At 65.6% G+C, this 14898-nt stretch carries 12 protein-coding genes; 6 read left to right on the forward strand and 6 right to left on the reverse strand.

Going from position 1 to position 14898, the window contains the following annotated elements:
- Positions 1 to 80: 80 nt before the first annotated feature.
- Positions 81 to 992, reverse strand: coding sequence for a transporter (locus tag QM748_RS08600; protein WP_415246569.1), 912 nt, complete (start codon positions 990 to 992; stop codon positions 81 to 83).
- A 252-nt stretch (positions 993 to 1244) separates the two neighbouring features.
- Between QM748_RS08600 and QM748_RS08605 the strand changes: the two genes are divergently transcribed.
- The gene (locus QM748_RS08605) at positions 1245 to 3203 is read left to right on the forward strand and encodes a sigma-54-dependent Fis family transcriptional regulator (protein ID WP_415246570.1); all 1959 of its coding nucleotides are present in this window, start codon (positions 1245 to 1247) and stop codon (positions 3201 to 3203) included.
- Between the two features lie 90 nt (positions 3204 to 3293).
- Here the strand turns inward: QM748_RS08605 and QM748_RS08610 are convergent, their stop codons facing one another.
- Positions 3294 to 4193, reverse strand: coding sequence for a transporter (locus tag QM748_RS08610; protein ID WP_415246571.1), 900 nt, complete (start codon positions 4191 to 4193; stop codon positions 3294 to 3296).
- A 470-nt stretch (positions 4194 to 4663) separates the two neighbouring features.
- Here QM748_RS08610 and QM748_RS08615 point away from each other — a divergent pair, with 470 nt between their 5' ends.
- A complete protein-coding gene (locus QM748_RS08615) occupies positions 4664 to 7537 on the forward strand; it encodes an adenosylcobalamin-dependent ribonucleoside-diphosphate reductase (protein WP_415246572.1) in 2874 nt (957 codons plus the stop codon).
- A gap of 134 nt (positions 7538 to 7671) precedes the next feature.
- Here QM748_RS08615 and QM748_RS08620 read toward each other — a convergent pair whose 3' ends face one another.
- The 4 genes from QM748_RS08620 to QM748_RS08635 form a co-directional block, all read right to left on the reverse strand.
- On the reverse strand, positions 7672 to 8319 hold the full coding sequence (locus tag QM748_RS08620) for an SGNH/GDSL hydrolase family protein (protein WP_415246573.1): 648 nt from the start codon (positions 8317 to 8319) through the stop codon (positions 7672 to 7674).
- A 106-nt stretch (positions 8320 to 8425) separates the two neighbouring features.
- On the reverse strand, positions 8426 to 9253 hold the full coding sequence (locus QM748_RS08625) for an ABC transporter permease (RefSeq protein WP_415246574.1): 828 nt from the start codon (positions 9251 to 9253) through the stop codon (positions 8426 to 8428).
- A gap of 1 nt (position 9254) precedes the next feature.
- Positions 9255 to 10103, reverse strand: a complete 849-nt coding sequence (locus QM748_RS08630; protein WP_415246575.1) for an ABC transporter permease — start codon at positions 10101 to 10103, stop codon at positions 9255 to 9257.
- Between the two features lie 93 nt (positions 10104 to 10196).
- Positions 10197 to 11195, reverse strand: a complete 999-nt coding sequence (locus QM748_RS08635; protein WP_415246576.1) for an ABC transporter substrate-binding protein — start codon at positions 11193 to 11195, stop codon at positions 10197 to 10199.
- A 334-nt stretch (positions 11196 to 11529) separates the two neighbouring features.
- On the opposite strand from QM748_RS08635, the gene QM748_RS08640 reads away from it, so the two are divergent.
- From QM748_RS08640 to argE, 4 genes are all read left to right on the forward strand, one after another.
- Positions 11530 to 11943, forward strand: coding sequence for a RidA family protein (locus tag QM748_RS08640; RefSeq protein ID WP_341644171.1), 414 nt, complete (start codon positions 11530 to 11532; stop codon positions 11941 to 11943).
- A 51-nt stretch (positions 11944 to 11994) separates the two neighbouring features.
- The gene (locus QM748_RS08645; RefSeq protein ID WP_415246577.1) at positions 11995 to 12666 is read left to right on the forward strand and encodes a DUF1028 domain-containing protein; all 672 of its coding nucleotides are present in this window, start codon (positions 11995 to 11997) and stop codon (positions 12664 to 12666) included.
- Positions 12667 to 12738: 72 nt separating this feature from the next.
- On the forward strand, positions 12739 to 13704 hold the full coding sequence (locus QM748_RS08650; protein ID WP_415246578.1) for a LysR substrate-binding domain-containing protein: 966 nt from the start codon (positions 12739 to 12741) through the stop codon (positions 13702 to 13704).
- 17 nt (positions 13705 to 13721) lie between these two features.
- A complete protein-coding gene (gene argE / locus QM748_RS08655; protein WP_415246579.1) occupies positions 13722 to 14897 on the forward strand; it encodes an acetylornithine deacetylase in 1176 nt (391 codons plus the stop codon).
- Position 14898: the final 1 nt, after the last annotated feature.

Below are 14898 nucleotides of genomic sequence, written 5' to 3' on the forward strand. Positions count from 1 at the left end.
CCTTCCTTTTCTTGTCTCTCTGGTACAGCACTTTGCAGCAGCGCCCCGGATGGGCGCCGCCAATCACGGCCTGCAGCGGCTCAGAAGACCTTCAGCACGCGCAGGTTCAGGCGGTCGTCCTCACGCAGGCCATTGCGCACCGAAATGTCGCGGCCGTAGCTGGCCAGTAGCTGCACGTCGGGCGCGACGAACCAGCCGGTACCGATGCTCACCTTGGTCGTGCGCTGGCGATCGCCCTGATCCACGCCCGCAACCTCGGTTTCGCCGCCGATCGTGTGCGACACGCCCAGGCGCAGGTCCCAGGCGTCCGACATGTGGTAGCGCAGATAGCCCTGGAACTGCATCGACGCCTTCTGCTTCATCGTCGCCCGCGCCGGGCCAAACTTGTCGTTCTTGCCATACACCATGACGTCGCCCGCCAGGTCAAGCGTCACCTTGTCCGCCAGCTTGGTGATGAAACCGGCCTGCAGCGCAAACTTCCACCGGTTTTCGCCGATGTTCAGCGCATCGTCGTTGTCGTACTTGCCGGTCGGAACGTACAGGAAGGGGGTCACGCCGAAATACGTGCCGGTCTCCGGCCGATTCACCAGCCACACCGTCGCCGCCAGGATCAGGTCGCCCACGCCGCTGGCGCTGCCGGCCGCCGACAGGTCGTCCTTGCCTTCCAGCCGGCCGAACGGCAGCAGGAACTGCGGATCGACGATGAAGCCCCCGATCTCGGTGAAATGCACGCCGCGCAGGATGCCGATGTGCGAATCCAGCCGCGGATCGCCCGCCTGCTTGTGGCCCCGCGCATACGCCGCGTCACGGGTCGCGTACTGGTAGTAACCCATCAGCAGATTGGTGCCGGCCGGCAGCGCCGTGTAGTCGCCCGCATCCACATCGACCGCATGCGCCTGCGGCGCCGCCAGCATGGCACACAGTGCCGCCGCTCCGCCAAGACCGCGCCAGCCGTTTCGACGCATCTGCGCCGCCCCCTTGAGTGGCTTCATTTCCTTGTCTCCGATGATAGTAATATTCGGCGGCCGCCTTTCAGCATCGCGGGGCCGGCCTGCCCACCACTCCGGGCAGACGGACAAAATGATGCAGAAGCCGTGCCAAAAGAATAAAAATCAAAAATAACAATAGGTTGAATAAATTTTTGCCAACCTGGACAACAACAGGGCGCGCGCACTGTATCGATTCAAGTCAGCCTGCTTCCGGCCACTGGATCGAAACGCAGCAGCCCCGACACAGGAGGAGACATGGAGCTTGTCCGTACGGATTTCGATAGCAGGGTGCTGCATGCACGCCAGTTGCTGCGCGAAGGTCGCGATATTCCCACCAGCCTGGTCGCGGACGAAGTGCAGCGCTCCTGGTCACGCTCGCTCAAATACGGCCTCAGGGAGCACGACCGGGTCCTGTTCGACCCGGTTTCGGCGGCGCAGCAGCGCCGTCTGGACGACGCCCACCGCGTACTGCTCGACCATGCCGCCCCCGAATTGCAGCGGCTGTTCGCCGCGCTGGACAACGCCCATTGGGTGATCGCCTGCCTGGAGGCTCGCGGCACCGTCATCAAGACGCTGGGCGGACAGAATCCAGCCCTGCGCGACATCGCCAGCGTTCTGCGCCCCGGCCTCAACCTCAGCGAAAACCTGATCGGCACCAATGCCCCCGGCTGCGCGCTCGAAGAGCGGCGGCCCGTGATCGTGCGCGGCGGCGAACACTTTCTCGAAGAAGTACACATGTGCGCCTGCGTCGCGGTGCCGATCTTCGACCCCTCGGGCGATCTGGCCGGCGTACTGAACGCCTCGCGCCACCATCACGCCCCTTCCATCGGCATTCTGGAACCGCTCGCCCTCACCGCACGTGCGATCGAGAACCGCATGGTCAACGCCTTGCCGAACGCGCTTCACCTGCGCCTTCACTACAGCGCGGAACTCGTTGACACGCCGATGTGCGGCCTGCTCGCCCTCTCCCATGACGGCCGCCTGCTCGGCGCCAACCCGCTGGCTCGCCAGCTGCTGGAACTGGACATGCTGCCGGGAGCCGAGCAATGTGCCCAGAGGGTATTCCAGTGCGGCCTGGGTCCGCTGCTCGACATGCTGCGCAAGCATGGCCGCATGCCGGCCCCGTTGCACAGCCACAACGGCGTCCTCCTCCACGTGTGCCTGACCGAGGCTCCCCATCCTCGCGCCTTCGCCGCCCCATCGCAGCGACCGGCCGCAGCAGGCAGGGGGCCCAGCGTGCCGCATGCGGCCGGCACGTCCATGCCATCGATGCTGGCCGACCCGAAGCTGAGCCTGCGCGTCCATCAGGCCGAACGCGCCTTCGCCCGCGGCATTCCGGTGCTGATCAACGGTGAAACCGGTACCGGCAAGGAAGTCCTCGCCCGCCACCTGCACGACGGCGGCCCGCGCGCCTCCGGCCCCTTCGTCGCCATCAACTGCTCGGCGATCCCGTCCGGCCTGATCGAATCCGAACTCTTCGGCTACGACGACGGCGCCTTCACCGGCGCGCGGCGCGGCGGCATGGCCGGGCGCTTCGAGCAGGCCAATGGCGGCACCCTGTTCCTCGACGAAATCGGCGACATGCCGCTCGAGCTTCAGGCCCGCCTGCTGCGCGTGCTGCAGGAACGCACGCTGACGCGGCTGGGCAGCAGCCGCAGCATCGCGCTGGACTGCTCGGTGATCTGCGCCACCCACCGCGACCTCGCCCAGCGCGTCGCCAGCGGCGCGTTCCGCGAAGACCTGTATTACCGCATCAACGGCCTGCGCGTCACCCTTCCCGCGCTGCGGGAACGCAGCGACCTTGACGCGCTCATCGACCACTTCCTGGCGCGCGAAGCTGCGCCCGCGACGCTCGCCCTGGCTCCCGCCGCACGCGACTGCCTGCACCGCCATGACTGGCCGGGCAACATCCGCGAACTGCAGCAGGTGCTCCGCCTGGGCGCTGCCCTGGCCGAAGGCAGCATCGAACTCGCCCACCTGCCGGCGGAACTGACCGAAACCCTCGCCCCGGCCTGGCCCGCCCACGAGCCGGACCCGCTCCTCGACGGCAAGGCGACCTTGCAGCAGACCGAAGCCGAGGCCGTGCGCGCCGCCTTCCTCCGCCATGGCGGCAACATCTCGGCCACCGCGCGGACCCTCGGCATCGCTCGTGCCACCCTGTACCGCAAGCTGCGCAGCTTTGGCCTGCTCTCCGATTCCGATCAGGCTTGCTGACCAGCCCCAGGGCGCTGCGCGGGCAGCACAGGCGCCCAGCGAGCCCTGCCCGCATCGCGGTCCGGCGATGCGGGCAGGAACATCAGCGGCTCAGAAGACCTTCAGCACGCGCAGGTTCAGGCGGTCGTCCTCGCGCAGGCCATTGCGCACCGAAATGTCGCGGCCGTAGCTGGCCAGCAGCTGCACGTCAGGCGCGACGAACCAGCCGGTACCGATGCTCACCTTGGTCGTGCGCTGGCGATCGCCCTGATCCACGCCCGCAACCTCGGTTTCGCCGCCGATCGTGTGCGACACGCCCAGGCGCAGGTCCCAGGCGTCCGACATGTGGTAGCGCAGATAGCCCTGGAACTGCATCGACGCCTTCTGCTTCATCGTCGCCCGCGCCGGGCCAAACTTGTCGTTCTTGCCATACACCATGACGTCGCCCGCCAGGTCGAGCGTCACCTTGTCCGCCAGCTTGGTGATGAAACCGGCCTGCAGCGCAAACTTCCACCGGTTTTCGCCGATGTTCAGCGCATCGTCGTTGTCGTACTTGCCGGTCGGAACGTACAGGAAGGGGGTCACGCCGAAATACGTGCCGGTCTCCGGCCGATTCACCAGCCACACCGTCGCCGCCAGGATCAGGTCGCCCACGCCGCTGGCGCTGCCGGCCGCCGACAGGTCGTCCTTGCCTTCCAGCCGGCCGAACGGCAGCAGGAACTGCGGATCGACGATGAAGCCCCCGATCTCGGTGAAATGCACGCCGCGCAGGATGCCGATGTGCGAATCCAGCCGCGGATCGCCCGCCTGCTTATGGCCCCGCGCATACGCCGCGTCACGGGTCGCGTACTGGTAGTAACCCATCAGCAGATTGGTGCCGGCCGGCAGCGCCGTGTAGTCGCCCGCATCCACATCGACCGCATGCGCCTGCGGCGCCGCCAGCACGGCACACAGCGCCGCCGCTCCGCCAAGACCGCGCCAGCCCTGCTTCGCTCCCTTGAATCTCTCCATTTCCTCGTCTCCGATGATCGTATTGTTCGGCAGCCGCTGCCCGGCGTCGGACAGCCGGCCTCCATCCCCTCTTGATCACAAACCGTGCCAAAAAAATAAAACACGGGAAAACATATGGTTACGAAAACAACGGCACATCCAGGGCTGGCGAGGCGGACAAACTGTGCCGTTTCGGAGCAAGGCGGCGGCAGGCGCTGAGCCGATACGTATCACCTGCACGGAGCAGAATCACCCGTCCCGAGCAGGCTCGATACGCCTGAAACCCACTGTTTTCGCGGCTTTCAGGGCAAAACACAGCCCCATTTCCACTACTATATGTAGTGTTTCAATTTTCAAGGCGACACAAGTAAAATAAACAACTATTTGATTTTATTGATTAAATTTTTTTTGATCTTATCCTGTTTCCGCGCTATTCTTCAGTCCGAATCCAGACCTACCGTCAGACCCACTTACGGATGAAGAAAAACACCATGAGCGAGACCACCAGCGCAGCCGTCCACAGCGCCGCCAAACCCAGTGCCGCCAATCTGCCGATGCAGGAAATCTCCGGCGAAGTGCTCGTCGAGAAATACGCCAAGGGCGGCGAGCAATCCATCGCCGAAGTGCGCCAGCGCGTCGCCCGCGCGCTGGCCGCGGTCGAAGCCGAGGATAAGCGCGCCTACTGGGAAGCCAGGTTCCTCGAAGCGCAGGAGAAAGGTTTCGTTCCCGCCGGCCGCATCAACAGCGCCGCCGGCACCACGCTGGCCGCCACGCTGATCAACTGCTTCGTCCAGCCGGTGGGCGACTCTGTCACCGAAGCGATCGACGGCCGCCCCGGCATCTACACCGCGCTGGCCCAGGCCGCCGAAACCATGCGCCGCGGCGGCGGCGTCGGCTACGACTTCTCGTCGATCCGGCCCAAGGGCGCGCTGGTCAAGGGCACGGCCTCCAACGCCTCCGGCCCGGTGTCCTACATGCGGGTGTTCGACCGCTCGTGCGAAACCGTCGAATCGGCCGGCGCGCGCCGCGGCGCCCAGATGGGCGTGCTGCGCTGCGACCATCCGGACATCGAGGAATTCATCCACGCCAAGGACCACGGCGACCTCACCAACTTCAACATCTCGGTCGGCGTCACCGATCCCTTCATGCAGGCGGTCGAAGCCGACGGCGACGTCGAACTGACGCACAAGGCCGAACCCACGACCGAGCTCAAGGAAGCCGGCGCCTACCAGCGCGACGACGGCCAATGGGTCTATCGCAAGGTGCGCGCCCGCGCGCTGTGGGACCAGATCATGCGGTCCACCTACGACCACGCCGAGCCGGGCATCCTGTTCCTGGACCGCATGAACCAGGACAACAACCTGTACTACTGCGAGACCATCGAGGCCACCAACCCCTGCGCCGAACAGCCGTTGCCGCCCTACGGCTGCTGCTGCCTGGGCTCGATCAACCTGACGCCCTTCGTCAAGAACCCGTTCGGCGACAAGGCCGATTTCGACTACGCCGGCTTCGGCAAGGTGGTCGACGTCTCCATCCGCATGCTCGACAACGTGCTCGACAGCACCCACTGGCCGCTGGATCAGCAGCGCGCCGAAGCCGCCTCCAAGCGCCGCGTCGGCCTCGGCTTCACCGGCCTGGGCGACGCCCTGATCATGCTCGGCAAGCGCTACGACACCGCCGAGGCACGCGAGGAAGCACGCAAGATCTCCGAATTCATGCGCAACCGCGCTTACTTGGCCTCGGCCGAGCTGGCCCGCGAGCGCGGCGCCTTCCCGCTGTTCAACGCCGACCTCTACCTGTCCGGCGGCAACTTCGCCTCGCGCCTGCCGGCCGAGGTCAAGGACAAGATCCGCAAGCACGGCATCCGCAACTCGCACCTGCTGTCGATCGCGCCCACCGGCACGATCAGCCTGGCCTTCGCCGACAACGCCTCCAACGGCATCGAACCGCCCTTCTCCTACACCTACACCCGGCGCAAGCGCATGGCCGACGGCACCTTCAAGGAGTACGCGGTCGAGGACTACGCCTGGCGCCTGTACCGCCACCTCGGCGGCAACGTCGAGGCCCTGCCGCCGTCCTTCGTCACCGCGCTGGAAATCTCCGCGCAGGCGCACAAGGACATGGTCGCGGTGGTCGCCCCCTACGTCGACACGTCCATCTCCAAGACGGTGAACGTGCCCGAGGACTACCCCTACACCGAGTTCGAGGACCTCTACCTCACCGCCTGGAAAGCCGGCCTGAAGGGGCTCGCCACCTACCGCCCCAACAGCGTGCTGGGTTCGGTGCTGTCGGTCACGCCGACCAGCGAGCAGAAGCAGCCGCACGACGTCGAACTGTCCGACGCCAACCGCCGCCTGTCGATCAAGAGCCTGCCGGCGCCGGTGCTGTCCAGCCTGCGCTGGCCCGGCCGCCCCGACATGCCGGACGGCAACATGGCCTGGACCTACATGCTGAACACCCCGACCGGCGACTTCGCCCTGTTCGTCGGCCAGGTCGGCAACAACGGCGGCAGCTTCCCGTTCGAAGTCTGGGTCAACGGCGCCGACCAGCCGCGCGGCCTGGGCGCGGTGGCCAAGACCCTGTCGATGGACATGCGCGCCAACGACCGCGGCTGGCTCAAGCTCAAGCTCGAAACCCTGGCCCGCACCGTCGGCGAAAAATCCTTCGAGATGCCCTTCCCGCCGCACGGCGAGAAGAAACTCTTCCCCGGCACCGTGTCGGCCTTCGCCCAGGTCGTGCGCTACCGCTGCGAAGCGCTGCACGTCTTCGACAAGGAAGACGAAGCCAACCCGGTGCTCGACACCCTGTTCAGCCTCGAAGAGCCCAAGACCGGCACCGACGGCACGCTGTCGTGGACGGTGGACCTCTACAACCCGGCCACCGGCGAAGAGTTCGTGCTCGGCCTGAAGGAAATCACCCTGCCGGACGGCGTCACCCGCCCCTACTCGGTGTGGCTGTCGGGCAACTACCCGCGCGCGCTGGACGGCCTGACCCGCATCCTGTCGCTCGACATGCGCGTCATGGACCCGGCTTGGATCGGCATGAAGCTGCGCAAGCTGCTCGACTACCCCGAGCCGCTGGGCGACTTCATGGCCTTCATCCCCGGCACCAAGCGCCAGACCAACTACCCCAGCACGGTCGCCTACCTCGCCCAGCTCATCATCCACCGCTACGCCATGCTCGGCGTGCTCGACGAGCGCGGCTACCCGACCCGCGAGATGGGCATCCTGGAGTCGCCGCGCGACGACAGCGAGCCGAAGCTGATGCAGGGCGCGCTATGCACCGAGTGCGGCAACCATACGGTGATCCGCAAGGACGGCTGCGATTTCTGCACGGCGTGCGGGGCGGTGGGGACTTGCGGTTGAGGTGAGGCGCAGGTTGGCACAGGCTGCGTGGATTGACGCATGAGCTGCGCCCCGACAAGCCCAAAGACCCGGCTCCAGAGATGGAGCCGGGTCTTTTTACTCATGCCTTCAGCCGCAGATGCACAAATCTGAAGTCAGATTCCTTTGGACAGCAAAGGCTCCACGGCTTCAGCCACAGCCCTACCGAGGATCAGGTGCTGCTCGAGGTCGAGATGGACACCGTCCACCTTGCTCGACGTGGTAACGCTGCCGGCATCGAAGAAGTGGCAGTTCGTCTCCTCGCACACCTTGCGATAAGCAGCGGCCAAGCCGACACATTTTGCTTCGCCGCCTTCGAACTTCGGCGCGATCGGCCCCTTCGGCGTCTGTATTGCCGGGGGCGCCACGACAAGGATGTCCGGCACGGGCATGCCAGGTTCGATGGGAGCGGAACGAATGGCAGAAATCAAAGCAAGAATGCCCTGGGACGAATGCCATGCGTTGTGTTCGTGCATGGACTGGAAGTCGTTGGTTCCCAGCATCAGCACGACCAGTGCCAGCGGCGAATGGATTTCGATCAGCTGCGCCAGGCCGGCAAGGCCGTTTCGGCCCGGCTTGAACGGATCGTCCCAAACTGTGCGCCTGCCGTTGAGGCAGTCTTCGATGACGCGAACTTTCCGCCCGGAGGCGCCGAGGCTGGTTTCCATTACGCCCGGCCAACGCTGCTCGAAAAGCAGGCGCTTTCGCGTCGTGGGAATGATTCCCCAGGAGAGGGAGTCCGCATAGACAAGTATGTGCTGCATGGCTGCACCTCGGGTACTGGAAATTCATCATACCTGAGCATGGAGAAGCCCCAGCAGATCCCATACGCTGGGGGAAATCACCAAGCCATGCGCAATCTGCCCGGCTTCAATGCTCGTTTTCGATGTTGAGGATCCTGCCCAGCCCCAGGAAGTAATTGGCAAAGGCCAGCACCGCGGCCGTCACCGCGATGTAGATCACCGACAGTGCGGCCAGCGTCGGATCGGCGAACTCGCGCACGTAGTTGTACATGGACACCGGCAGCGTCTGCGTCTGCTGGGTGGTGATGAACAGCGAGGCGGTGAATTCGCTGAAGGACATGATCGCGGCGAACAGCCAGCCGCCGAACAGCCCCGGCGCCAGCAGCGGAATGGTCACCGTCAGCAGCACCTTCAGCGGCGGCGCGCCGAGGCTGGCGGCAGCCTGCTCCAGGCGCTCGTCGAGGTTTTCCATCGACACATACACGCTGCGCAGCACGAAGGGCAGCACCAGCATCACGTGGCAGAGGATGACGGTGCCGTAGCTGCGGTTCAACTGCACCTGCGACACCAGGATCAGCAGGCCCAGCCCCAGCGTGAAATGCGGCACCACCAGCGGCGAATGCAGGATGGTCAGCAGCAGGCGCTTGCTCGGGAATTCGGTGCGCTTGACCGCGATGGCCAGTCCGGTGCCGATGACCAGCGCCAGGAAAGACGCCCAGCCCGTCACCACCAGGCTGGCATGGAAACCCTCGCGGAAGTCCGGATAGGTGAACACCCGCGCGAACCAGGCCAGCGAATACGACCCGGGCGGGAAGCTGATGATGGCTTTCTCGTTGAAGGCCGCCACCGTGACCACGACCACCGGCAGCAGCACGAAGGCCAGCAGCAGGACGAGCAGCGCGGGGCCGGCGATGCGCAGCGGCAAGGGCAAGGCGCTTTGGATGCGACGGCTCATGTCAGTGGCCTCCCATGGCCTTGAGGGGACGGGTGAGGAAGCCCAGGGCGAGAAGCGCGGCTGCGGTCAGGACGAGGCCCATGATGCTCAGGCTGGCGGCGAGCGGGAAGTTCATCGACGAGAAGCCGAGCTGATAGACCAGCGTGGAGACGGTCGGCACGCGCCCGCCGCCGATCATCTGCGGCGTGGCGAAGGCGCTGAACGTCCAGGCGAAGGACGTCGTGATGCTGGCCAGGATGCCCGGCATGGACAGCGGCAGCGTCACCGTCAGGAAGGTGCGCACCGGCCCGGCGCCCAGGCTGTGGGCGGCTTTTTCGTAGTCGCGGTCGATGTGGGAGATGGCCGTGGCCAGCATCAGCACCACCACCGGAATGGTGACGTGCACCAAGGCCACCAGCACGCCCAGGTGGGTGAACATGAGTTCCAGCGGCCACTCGATGATGCCGAGCGAGCGCAGCATGCTGTTGATGAAGCCGTTGCTGCCCAGCACCGCGATCCACGAGTAGGTGCGCACGATCTCGCCCAGGAACAGCGGCGTGATGGAAACGACCAGGATGAAGGACTTGATCGCGCGGTTCTTCACCCGCACCAGCGCATAGGCCAGCGGGTAGCCGGCCAGCAGCGAGAAGATCGTGGTTTCCACGCTCAGCAACAAGGTGTTGGTGAAGGCATCGACGTAGATCGACTTGCCCATGCCCTGGAAGTTGGCCAGGGTGAAGCCGCCGACGTCGAGCGAGCCCGGCACGAAGGCCCGGAAGCTGAACTGGAACACCGCCGCCAGCGACACGGCGATGCTCACCGCGATGAACACGGCCGGCCATACCAGCCAGGTGCGTAGTTGGGAACCCATGGGTAAAGAAGCCTATTCTGGTCGTGGATCTTCCAGTACCTGCACCCGCAGCACGGGCCGCAGGCGCAAGCACTGTTCAAAGCGCAGACACCATCAGTTCATGATGTTTTCGGTGAACCACTTGCGCCAGTCGGCAGTCTTTTCCGCGCGCAGCTTGTGATCGATCACGATGGTCTGCGTGTCCCATTGCTCCTTGGTGGTGAACACGCCGGGCAGGCTGGCGTCTTCCGGCGACACCGTGGCGTTGTCGACCACCGGACTGGCCTTCTTGTAGGCGACGATCTTGGACTGCACCTCGGGCGACAGCGCGATGTCCATGAACTTGTAGGCCAGATCGACCTTGGTGCTGCCCTTCATGATGCCCATGGTATCCACGCCGAGCACGGCGCCCTCCTTGGGCATCGCCACCTTGATGTTCACGCCCTGGCCGGCCATGTGATAGGCATTCATCGACAGCAGCACCTGCACCGGCGTCTCGCCGCTGGCGATGAGCTGCTGGCCGTTGGCGTCATTGGTATAGAAGGCCTTGAAGTTGGGCTTCAGCGCCTTCAGCTTGTCCTGGCCCTTTTCCCAGGTGGCGGCATCGCCGCCGGACAGCAGGGCGGCAACGGCGATCAGGTGGCTCGGATCGAAGTCGGGCGCCGCGATCCGGCCCTTGAGCGCCGGGTTCCACAGATCGTTCCAGCTTTCGAACTTGACGCTGGACGGCACGATGTCGGGCCGGTAGCCGATGGAATAGACATAGGCCCAGCTGCCGATGTGGTAGTCGCTGATCCGGGCGGCGTCCACCAGATGGCTGTAATTGGGAATCCTGCTCGTGTCCAGCTTCTCGAACAGGCCGCCGTCGATATACAGCCAGCCGATGTGCGAAGTCGTGAAGGTGATGTCGCTTTCGGGCCTGGACGCGAGCTTGGCTTTGTTCAGGCGGTCGATGGTGCCGCCGGTGATGTATTTCACCGGCACGCCGGTCTGGCGGGTGAATTCCTTGCCGATGTTTTCCTCGATCAGGTCGCGGAAGCTGCCGCCCCAGGTGCTGATCACCAGTTCTTCCTGCGCCCAGGCTGCGCTTGCGCCGATCGCGGAAGAGAGCACACACATTGTCAAAAGCTTGCGAATCATTTCAGTACCCTCTGTCGGATTGAAAATCAGGCGCCACGAAAAGTCGTCATCCATGGCAGCTTGCGGATCTGCCCGGCCATTCCTGCCGGATCACGAGGCCCGATGATGTAAAACCCGGGCCACCCAGCCAAGTAGCCTTTTCTGTAGGGGGGCCTCACATTTTTCTAGGCCTGCCCGAAAGCTCGGCCACCCATGCGCCGGCAAACGGAGCAGGAATTTCCTGAATGGCCCCGCCGGAAAAAACAAATGGCTCCTGCGCCGCTTTCGATCGACGATGCGGACTCCTTCAATTCGCCCGTCGCCGACCATGAAACACACCCGCATTCGCCCGTTCAATACCAGGCAGACCTATCCGGAACAGAAGCTCGACAACGACCTGTGCCAGGCCGTCGTGGCGCGCGGGCGCATGGTTTTCCTGCGCGGCCAGATCGGCCAGAACCTCGACACCTCGGAGAGCGTGGGCATCGGCGACGTGACGGCCCAGACCGAACAGGCGATGTCCAACATCGCGATGCTGATGAAGGAAGCCGGCGGCGAATTGCAGGACATCTGCAAGATCACGATCTACATCGTCGATCCGCGCTACCGTGAGGCGGTCTATCTGGTGGTGGGCCGCTGGCTCAAGGGCGTGTTCCCGGTGTCGACCGGTATCGTGGTATCGGCGCTGGCGCGGCCCGAATGGCTGGTGGAGATCGACGCCACCGCCGTCATCCCGGACTGAGCCTTCGACGTCCCTCCCCTGCTCCCGCCCACCGCCCCGGATCAGACGCCCATGACCTTCTCCATCATCGCCCGCTGCCCCGCGAGCAGCCAGTTCGGCGCCGCCGTGGCTTCGTCGTCGCCGGCCGTCGCCTCACGCTGCATCCGCGGCCGCAAGGGCGTCGGCGCAGCCGCCAGCCAGAACATCACCGACCCCGATCTCGGGCCGCTGGCGCTGGATCTGATGGCCGCCGGCCACACGCCCGCAGAGGCCGTGCAGCAACTGCGCCAGCGCGACCACATCGATTACCGGCAGTTGATGGCGATCGACGCCGGCAACCCGCCGGTGGTATTCACTGGCGCCAAAGCCCTGGGCACGCTGGCCAGCGCGACCGGCACGCATGCGGCCTGCGCCGGCAACATGCTGGCATCACGGGATGTGCCGCAGGCCATGCTGGCCGCGTTCGAAGCCGCCGAAGGATCGCTGGCCGAGCGGCTGATGCAGGCCATGCTGGCCGGCCAGGCAGCCGGCGGCGAGGAAGGCCCGGTGCATTCCGCCGGCCTGCTGGTTTATGGCGAGGAGAACTGGCCGATCGTGGATCTGCGGCTGGACTGGGTGGAAGAGGATCCGGTCGGCGCGCTGTACGGCGTATGGAAGGTGTACGAGCCGCAATGCGCGGCCTACATCACCCGCGCCCGCGACCCGCGCGCGGCGCCCAGCTTCGGCGTGCCGGGCGACCTGTAGCCATGCTACCGTGGGCTCCCGCGCCGAAGCATCGGCGCCCTACCCGCCCCCCGGCATTTCCAGATCCAGTCCATGCTCAACCGCATCTCCCTGCGCCAGATGGAGTATTTCGTGGCGACGGTCAAATACGGCAGCATTGCCGCGGCCTCGACGCAGATCCACATCTCCTCGCCTTCCATTTCGGCGGCCATCGCACACATCGAGGCCGAACTCGGCGTCCAGCTCTTCGTCCGCCATTCGTCCAAGGGCCTGGGCCTCACGGCCATCGGCGGCCTGATCCTGAACCATTGCGAGGATCTGCTCGAACGCTCCTCGCGCCTGTACGAGATCGCCTCCGATTCCAGCGACGCCATCCAGGGCACGCTGCGGGTGGGCTGCTTCCAGCCGCTCACGGCAATGATCGCGCCCGAAGTCCTGTTCGGCTTCTCACGCGCCTTTCCCATGGTGGACATGCACATGGAAGAAGGCGACCAGGAAACGCTGATCAGCAAGCTGCATGCGCTGGAAATCGACCTCGCCATCACCTACGACCTGCAGCTCAACGACGACATCCGGTTCGAGCGCCTGGCCACGCTGCCGCCCTACGTGCTGGTCAGCGAGCTGCATCCGCTGGCCCAGCAGTCGGCGGTGACGCTGGAAGAGCTCGCGCCCCTGCCGATGGTGCTGCTGAACCTGCCGATGAGCCGGGACTACTTCACCTCCATCTTCACCAGGGCCGGCGTCACGCCCAACATCGTCGCGCGCTCGCGCTCCGAAGAGGTGGTGCGCTCGATGGTGGCCAACGGCATCGGCTATGCGCTGTTCAACGTGCGCCCCAGATCCAACATATCGCTGGACGGCAAGCGCACGGTAAGGGTGCGCCTGGCCGGCGACAACCGCCCGATGCAACTGGGCCTGGCGACCTACAGGCCGATGAAGCAGTCGCGGCTGTGCAACGTGTTCATGGAACGCTGCCGTGCCTACATCTCCGATCACTACATCCCCGGCATGAGCGCGGCCAGCTTCTACGATCCGCACGTCGTGCCGCCCGAGCAATGAGCCTCTGACTTGCCCCCATGGAACACCTCCCCGCCTCCCCCAGCATCGCGCTGCTGCGCGAACTGGTCGCCTTCCCCTCCGTCTCGCTGACGCCGAACGACAAGCTGATCGAACGGGTGCAGCAGATCCTGAAGGAAGCCGGCATCGATTCGATCCGCGCCCCGGATCCCGACGATCCGACGCGTACCAACCTGTTTGCCAGCGTCGGCCCGCAGGGCGTGCCGGGGCTGCTGCTGTCCGGCCACACCGACGTGGTGCCGGTGGCGGGCCAGCCCTGGACGACACCGCCTTTCGAGGCGACCGAAAAGGATGGCCGCATCCATGGCCGGGGCACGGCGGACATGAAGGGATTCGTCGCCTGCGCCGTCATCGCCATGGTGCGGGCCGCCGGCCGGCCGCTGAAGCGGCCGCTGCATCTGGCGCTGTCCTTCGACGAGGAGCTGGGCTGCGTCGGCGTGCGCCACCTGCTGCGCTGGCTGGAAGGCAGGCTGCCCGCGCCTTTCCTCTGCGTCGTCGGCGAACCCACGCTGATGAAGATCGGCACCGGCCACAAGGGCAAGGCCGCCTGGCGCGCCGTCTGCCACGGCCAGGCCGGCCACTCCGGCCTCGCGCCGCGCTTCGTGAACGCGGTGCACATGGCGGCCGACCTGGTCGCCGCGCTGCGCGACGTGCAGCGCGAACTGGCCGCCAGCGGCCCGCGCGAGGACGGCTACGGCGTGCCCTACAGCACGGTGCACGTCGGCACCATCCAGGGCGGCCGGGCGCTGAACATCGTGCCCGCCGAATGCGAACTGAGCTTCGAAGTGCGCAACGTGTCGGCCGACGATCCCGAAAAGATCCTGGCACGGGTGATGCAGCGCCTGGCCGAGCGCACGGCCGCCGAGGCAGCCCATCCGGATGCGGCGCTGCCCGAAGTCCGGCTGTCCAACAGCTATCCCAGCCTGAACACGCCCGAGGACTCCGCCGGCGTTGCCCTGCTGACTTCCCTGCTGCCGCCGGGCACGCCCTGCACCAAGGTGGACTATGGCACCGAGGGCGGCCTGTTCCGCCGCAGTTGGCACGACACCCAGGTGCTGGTCTGCGGCCCAGGCAGCATCGAGGTCGCGCACAAGGCCGACGAATATGTGGAAGTCGCCCAACTGGAAGCCTGCGACCAGTTGCTGGCCGGGCTGGTCGATCACCTCTGCGCCTGAG

The sequence above is a fragment of the Thauera sp. genome (assembly GCF_047601425.1).
In the GTDB taxonomy this organism is placed as follows: Bacteria; Pseudomonadota; Gammaproteobacteria; order Burkholderiales; family Rhodocyclaceae; genus Thauera.

What these genes read in the sequence shown, in the direction of transcription:
- QM748_RS08600 (WP_415246569.1), bottom strand. Translation starts at nt 992, where the DNA reads ATGAAGCCACTCAAGGGGGCGGCGCAGATGCGTCGAAACGGCTGGCGC.
- QM748_RS08620 (WP_415246573.1), bottom strand. Translation starts at nt 8,319, where the DNA reads ATGCAGCACATACTTGTCTATGCGGACTCCCTCTCCTGGGGAATCATT.
- QM748_RS08605 (WP_415246570.1), top strand. Translation starts at nt 1,245, where the DNA reads ATGGAGCTTGTCCGTACGGATTTCGATAGCAGGGTGCTGCATGCACGC.
- QM748_RS08615 (WP_415246572.1), top strand. Translation starts at nt 4,664, where the DNA reads ATGAGCGAGACCACCAGCGCAGCCGTCCACAGCGCCGCCAAACCCAGT.
- argE (WP_415246579.1), top strand. Translation starts at nt 13,722, where the DNA reads ATGGAACACCTCCCCGCCTCCCCCAGCATCGCGCTGCTGCGCGAACTG.
- QM748_RS08645 (WP_415246577.1), top strand. Translation starts at nt 11,995, where the DNA reads ATGACCTTCTCCATCATCGCCCGCTGCCCCGCGAGCAGCCAGTTCGGC.
- QM748_RS08625 (WP_415246574.1), bottom strand. Translation starts at nt 9,253, where the DNA reads ATGAGCCGTCGCATCCAAAGCGCCTTGCCCTTGCCGCTGCGCATCGCC.
- QM748_RS08650 (WP_415246578.1), top strand. Translation starts at nt 12,739, where the DNA reads ATGCTCAACCGCATCTCCCTGCGCCAGATGGAGTATTTCGTGGCGACG.
- QM748_RS08630 (WP_415246575.1), bottom strand. Translation starts at nt 10,103, where the DNA reads ATGGGTTCCCAACTACGCACCTGGCTGGTATGGCCGGCCGTGTTCATC.
- QM748_RS08640 (WP_341644171.1), top strand. Translation starts at nt 11,530, where the DNA reads ATGAAACACACCCGCATTCGCCCGTTCAATACCAGGCAGACCTATCCG.
- QM748_RS08610 (WP_415246571.1), bottom strand. Translation starts at nt 4,193, where the DNA reads ATGGAGAGATTCAAGGGAGCGAAGCAGGGCTGGCGCGGTCTTGGCGGA.